3 protein-coding genes are annotated in these 6,682 nt (G+C 47.1%); 1 reads left to right on the top strand and 2 read right to left on the bottom strand.

Annotated elements, in window-relative coordinates; genetic code table 11:
• Positions 1-2,240, bottom strand: a 2,240-nt coding sequence (gene treY, locus QUA38_RS07765; RefSeq protein ID WP_333160619.1) for a malto-oligosyltrehalose synthase, incomplete at its 3' end; no start/stop codon positions are given.
• Positions 2,241-2,473: 233 nt separating this feature from the next.
• A complete protein-coding gene (treZ, locus tag QUA38_RS07760) occupies positions 2,474-4,297 on the bottom strand; it encodes a malto-oligosyltrehalose trehalohydrolase (RefSeq protein ID WP_333160617.1) in 1,824 nt (607 codons plus the stop codon).
• Positions 4,298-4,612: 315 nt separating this feature from the next.
• Here treZ and QUA38_RS07755 point away from each other — a divergent pair, with 315 nt between their 5' ends.
• On the top strand, positions 4,613-6,673 hold the full coding sequence (locus tag QUA38_RS07755; protein ID WP_333160615.1) for an amylo-alpha-1,6-glucosidase: 2,061 nt from the start codon (positions 4,613-4,615) through the stop codon (positions 6,671-6,673).
• The last annotated feature ends 9 nt before the right edge of the window (positions 6,674-6,682 follow it).

The following is a 6,682-nucleotide window of genomic DNA, read 5'->3' as shown; positions in this document are numbered from 1 at the left end:
GTGATTTTCAGCAGCGTTTGAGATAAAGAATTGAAAATTCCGTAATTAGCTACTTTTTTGCAGAAAGGTATAAATTTGTTGAGAAACTGATTTTGTTCCGAAGATTCGAGAACGCTATCGACAAAGGTCATAAAACCAGCTTCATAGTCGTTATCCGGTCTCAGCCAAGCCGTATAAACTTTGGCTTCGCGGACCGCTTTAATGACATAATCTTTCAGGCGATCGACATAATCAGTGTTTTCAATTCCCTCAAAGGGAAAACTGCCTAGGAGAGTTTGGTACAGGAAGTATTCGTCATTAGTATCTGGAACCATTCGATTTACAAAGTTGACTTTCTTAGAAGAGTTTACCTCTCTCCAAGACCTGACTTGCTGTTCCCATTCATCGGGAATTTCTGACAAAACGTTTATTCTGGCTCGCACATCTTCGCCACGTTTGGTATCGTGGGTAGCTGTCGCATTCATTTTGTGTGGCCAAGCGACTTGCTGTTGTTTGTTGAACTCGTGAAAATCTCCCAGGGACACGCCAAACTGACTAGGATTTCCTCCCACTTCGTTGAGGGATAAAAGCCGATAGTAGACGTATAAAAGCGTGTCTTCAACGCCTTTTGCCATTAATGGGCCTGTCAACTGCTGGAGTTTCATTACGAAGTGCCTGCGCTGCTCTTTTTGTTCTGGTGTTAGAGTTTCTTCTTCTTCGAGCAACAGCACCGTTTCGATAAAATTAAGTTCCTTGAGGAGTCGCGGTACTTGTTCTTTGGCATGGGCGATCGCATATTGTACGTAAGTGCGATCGGACTCTCTCAAACCATCTTGATTGATGTAAGTTCGGTAGACTGGAAAAATCGTCAAAACCGCCGCCAATGCTTTTTCCAAACCGGGACGAGTAAAGTCATTTCCCTGTCTCGATTGACCTGATATATTCTTCAAAAGTTGAGCTAGATTGTCTACATCTCCAGCCAAGTTTTTCTCAACAATCAGGCCTTTTTTATCTAAAAATAACTGTTCATAGGGAACATTCAAGCGAGTAAATCTCTGATATATTTCGCTAAATTGCTGTTCGCGATCGCACCGACAAAAAACGCCATTTACGTAATTCAAAAAGTCGTAGCCGCTAGTTCCCTCAATCGGCCAATATGACGGCAAATCTTCTTCGTGTTCCAAAATTTTTTCAACAGTAATATAAGTGTCTCCGATTTTTTCCCGGAGTCGTTTCAAATATTCTGTGGGGTCGTAAAGTCCATCGATGTGGTCGATTCTCAATCCAGTAAACTTTCCCTCATCAACCATGTCGAATATCAGAGCATGGTTTTTGTGAAAAACTTTAATCTCTTCAACTTTTACCGAAATAAGTTCGTTGACTGTAAAAAACCTTCGGTAGTTAATTTCTTCTGCCCCTACTTTCCAGAAAGCCAGACGGTAAAACTGCTCGGAAAGCAAATCGTCTAGCAAATTAAAGCTTTCGGAGTTTCCCTTTTCTCCGTTAAAAACTTTGATATTTTCATCGATGAATTCCTGTACAAGGGGATTTTGATTGTAGAGTTCCCAGAGCAGTCCTTTGACAAAAGCTATCTGATCGTATCGGGTTTTACCTTTAGTTTCTGAAGGTGTATTTTTAATCAAATAAAGAATTCCCAAAAACTTGATAAAATCTGGGTGGCGTCTGCCTAATTCCCTGGCTAAATGCCCCAAATTATGACTGATAAATTTAGCATAAGATTCAATTCTTACTGGCAATTGTAAGCTATAATAATTGATGGTCAGCCCAATTTCGCTGTATTTGAGTTGAATCTCGCCACTTTCCAAACACTCTCCATAAAAATTGCCCAGCAGCGGAGCCAGAACTCGACCTCTGAGATGTTCGTAAGCATGATTCCATTCAATATCAAAGTAATCGAAATAGTCGGAATCCGGCCCGTGTTCCAATACGTCTAACAGCAGCAAGTTTTGAGTGTCGTAAGCCATGTGGTTAGGGACAATATCTTGCAGCCATCCCATGTTCCGTTTCTTGATTTCGTATGTGAGGGCTTCAAAATTTTCTGATGTTCCCAATTCGGGATTGAGCTGATTTGAGTCAACGACATCGTATCCGTGAGAGCTGCCTTTTCTGGCTTTAAATATCGGTGAAGCGTAAACGTCGGTAATTCCTAAATCTTCCAGATAGCTAAGGATTTGTTTGGCGGCTTCAAAGTTAAAACCTCCATGAAATTGAATCCGATAAGTTGTTGTAGGAATTCTCATTATGTTAATTTTACTCCTGGTTTTTTATGGTTTTCTCTTTTAATATATGAGGCAGAGCCTCCTCTACTGCATTCCCCGGCAGAGGCTGGGAACGAGAGAGGCTCTGCCTCCCGTTTCTTGTGGGACTAGATTTCGTGACAGAGGCTGAGAACGAAATAGGTTCTGCCTCCTGTTGCTTGTTCCTAGGCTCTGCCGGGTAACGCCTGTATTTGAGGCTCAGCCTCTGGGTTTAATTACTGTAATTCATAGAGTGCGAAACTCTGCGGTTTAATGGTCAATTTTTGCTCTGAAGTTATCTTTTCAGGCAAGCTAGAACCTAAACCCATCCATTTTTCATCAGCAGAGTCTAAAATTTTGTGACCGTTGCCTTGGGGAAGTGCAGCCGTAAAAGCTACCTCTTGCCTGTTGAAGTTTAAAATGCAGAATATCTGGCTGTCATCTGTCCAGCGACGTAGAAATAAGATTTTTTCTGTTTCAATGCTGGACACTTCTAGACTGTTTTTGTCTAGTTTTTTAAGGGCCGGTATTGTCCGCCGCAGTTGAATCAAATGTTGATGCCATTCCCACAGGATTTTGTGTTTGCCTTCGGTTTGTTTTTCCCAGTTTAACTTACACTTATCGAAAGTCTCAGGACTCTGGGGGTCGTGAAACTCGCCTCGGCCTTCAAAGATTTTAAATTCTTGTTGTTTGTCTTTGCGGATAGCTTCAATTAAGTTTTCGTCCGAGTGGGAAACGAAGTAAAAAAACGGTGCTTCTTCTCCATATTCTTCTCCCATAAAAAAGAAGGGAATGTAGGGAGAAATTAAAACTGTGCCGGCTGCGAGTTTTAATCCTTCAAAATCAACTATTTTCGAGAGTCTGTCTCCCAAAATGCGGTTGCCTATTTGGTCGTGGGTTTGGGCAAAAACCAAAAATTTATGACCCGGTTCATCCTTAACAGAATTGCCGTGTTTCCGCTTTCTGTGGGGGGCGTACTGGCCGGAGTAAACAAAGCTTTCTTTGAAGGCTTTTTCTAAGTGTTCGCATTTGCCGAAATCTTGGTAGTATCGGTCGTCTTCTCCGGTGAGCAAGGCGTGCAGTGCGTGGTGGAAATCATCGCACCATTGGGCATCTAGTCCGAAGCCACCGAGCTCTTTGGGACGTACAGTGCGGACATCATTTAAGTCACTTTCGGCTATTAAGTAAAGTTTCCGTCCTAGTTCTTGGGAAATATCGGCTGTGGCATCGGATAGTTCTTGTAAAAAAGGTCTTGCACCTACTTCAAATATTGCTTGAATTGCATCTAATCTCAGGGCATCGATGTGATAGTCTCGAAACCAGTATAGAGCGTTTTCAATAAAGTAGTTACGCACGCCGTCGCTGTAGGCGTCGTCGAAGTTGAGGGGATCTCCCCAAATCGAGCCGTATTTTGAGGTAAAGTAAGGGCCGAAGTCCCTGAGATAATTTCCTTCGGGGCCGAGGTGGTTGTAAACTACATCGAGAATTACTGAAATGCCGTGTTCGTGGCAGGCGTTGACGAGTATTTTGAAGCCTTCGGGGCCGCCGTATGAGTTTTGAACGGCGTAGGGATATACGCCGTCATATCCCCAGTTTCGATCGCCAGGAAATTGGGCTACTGGCATTATTTCGATGGCGTTGATTCCCAATTCTTTAAGTTGTTTTAGCTGGGAAATTATTGCTTCAAATGTTCCGGCTTGGGTGAATGTGCCGACGTGCAGTTCGTAAATAATCATTTCGGCTAGCGGCACGCCTTGCCAATTTGTGTCAGTCCAAGTAAAGATATTTTCATCTATTACTTGCGACGGAGCGTGTACGCCTTGAGGTTGATATTTAGAGGCTGGGTCTGGTCGATCGGTTTTTCCTTCGATTTGGTAGGTGTAAAGGGTTCCTGGTTCGATGTCTGTAGCTGTGGTTTGCCAATAACCTTCTGCCGATGGTTGCAGGGGTATCAAGCGTTTGTTTGGGGAAACAATTTGGACTGCGATTTGTTTGAGGGTGGGCGCCCAAACGGTAAATTCACATTGGTTATTGCCTAGGTAATTTGCTCCTATCTTCACTTTGAGCTGTTCTCCTTATAAAATAGGTTGGTAGTTCGATCGCCCGACGCGCTATCAAATGCTTTGCCCTTAATGTTCAGCGCCTGTTTAGACGGTAATATTACTTAATATAACAAACAACTAACTTTAGACAGAGGCATCCAAGGCTAAAATCATGTAACAGGCAAAAGTAGCGGTTAGTAATGTCTAAATTAGAGCAGGAATCGGCAGGGGGCGATCGCCAAATTAGCCACTTGCAAGGGTTAATATTTCTTTTGAGATCATGTCGAGAATCTACCTAAAGGTAGGTCAAAAATCAGCGCGAGTGGGAATTGTATGGTTATTGCTTTTGGACGGGAAATCTGCTGCAATATCGACTCGGCGGAGTCTCGCGAGTGGTTGGTCACAAACGGGATCGGCGGTTACGCTAGCGGGACGATCGCAAATCTCCTCACCCGCCGCTATCACGGCTTGCTGATAGCCGCCCTCAAACCCCCGCTGGGACGAACTTTGATGCTCGCCAAGCTGGACGAGACGGCGGTGTATCACGATCGCGCATATCCGCTTTATACAAACCGCTGGGCCGACGCCACGATGGAACCCCACGGCTACAACTACATCGAAAGCTTTCACCTCGAAGGCACGACGCCTGTTTGGAGGTTTGCTCTCGCTGACGCTATCCTAGAAAAGCGGATTTGGATGCAGCAAGGTGCTAACACAACATATATTCAATACCGCTTGCACCGCGCCTCACAACCGATCGCCCTCGCTGTCAAAGCCCTAGTCAACTATCGCGACTACCACCACACGACGAGCGCCGGCGACTGGCAGATGAGCCTAGAAACCTTGGAACGCGGGGTTTGCGTGACTGCATTTCCCAAGGCGGCACCCCTGTACCTGCTGACGGATGCCGAAGCCGAGGCAAAATTTCGAGTTTCTGCGGCTTTATACAATTGGCATTACGGATTGGACTTAGCAGCCGAAAAGCGCCGCGGATTGGATTGCTGCGAGGATCACTTGCACGCGGCGACTTTTCACATGACTATCGCACCGGGAAGTGATCTCACATTGATAGCCAGCACCGAGAAAAATCCCGAACTCAACGGCGGTACAGCTTTAGAATCGCGTCACACTTATGACCAACAACTGCTGCAAAAATGGTCAAAAACGAGCAAATCTCCCGACTGGATCAATCACTTAGTGCTCGCCGCCGACCAATTTATCGTCAGCCGCGCGCTACCGGAGGAACCCGAAGGCAAAACAATTATCGCCGGATATCCCTGGTTCAGCGACTGGGGGCGCGACACGACGATCGCCCTGCCCGGCCTCACAATCTGTACGGGGCGATGGGAAATTGCGCGATCAATTTTGCGGACATTTGCGCGCTATGTCGATCGGGGGATGCTGCCGAACCGCTTCCCGGATGCGGGTGGCGAACCGGAATACAACACCGCAGACGCCACGCTGTGGTACTTTGAGGCAATCCGCGCTTATATCGATGCCACGGGCGACGACGAACTTTTGACCGAACTCTGGCCGGTGTTATGTGAGATTGTTGACTGGCACTTGCAGGGTACTCGGTATAATATCCGCGTCGATCCCGATGACGGTTTAGTCTACGCGGGCGAAACCGGCGTGCAACTGACTTGGATGGATGCGAAAATCGGCGATTGGGTGGTGACGCCTCGGATTGGTAAGCCGATCGAACTCAGCGCGCTTTGGTACAATGCTATACAAGCTATGGCAAGTTTTGCTCGAAAAATGGGCAAGCCTCACAATGAATACCAGCAATTGGGCGATCGAACGGCGGCCGGATTCCCTCGCTTCTGGAACGCCTCAATCGGTTACTGTTACGACGTTCTGGACGGCCCCGACGGAGACGACAGCTCCCTGCGGCCCAACCAAATATTCGCCGTATCCCTGCCCCTAAATTCGATTTCTCCTCACTCCGCCAACTCCTTGTCAGCAGGGATGCACCAGGAAACCCGCTATACACCGTTACTGACGCCCATCCAGCGTCGCGGCGTGGTGGACGGCTGCGCTCAACAGCTTCTGACTTCTCACGGCCTCCGCAGCCTCTCGCCGCAGCACCCGCAGTATCGCGGCGCATACGGAGGCGACCAATTGCAGCGCGACAGCGCCTACCACCAGGGTACAGCTTGGGGCTGGCTGATTGGCCCGTTTGTCTTGGCGCACTTGCACGTATACAAAGATTCAGCACAAGCTCGCGAATTCCTCAAACCGATGGCACATCATATAATGAGTGGCGGAGTTGGCAGTCTGGGCGAAATTTTTGAGGGCGACGCCCCCCACTCGCCGCGAGGCTGCACGGCTCAAGCTTGGACTGTGGCTGAGGTGCTGCGAGCTTGGTTGGCAATTAATACTGTGGGTGTTTAAATGGGGAAT

Source organism: Microcoleus sp. Pol12B4, from assembly GCF_036701385.1.
GTDB lineage: Bacteria > Cyanobacteriota > Cyanobacteriia > Cyanobacteriales > Microcoleaceae > Microcoleus.
Note: the sequence above shows the minus strand (reverse complement) of the source record. Positions and strands in the feature narration are given on the sequence as shown.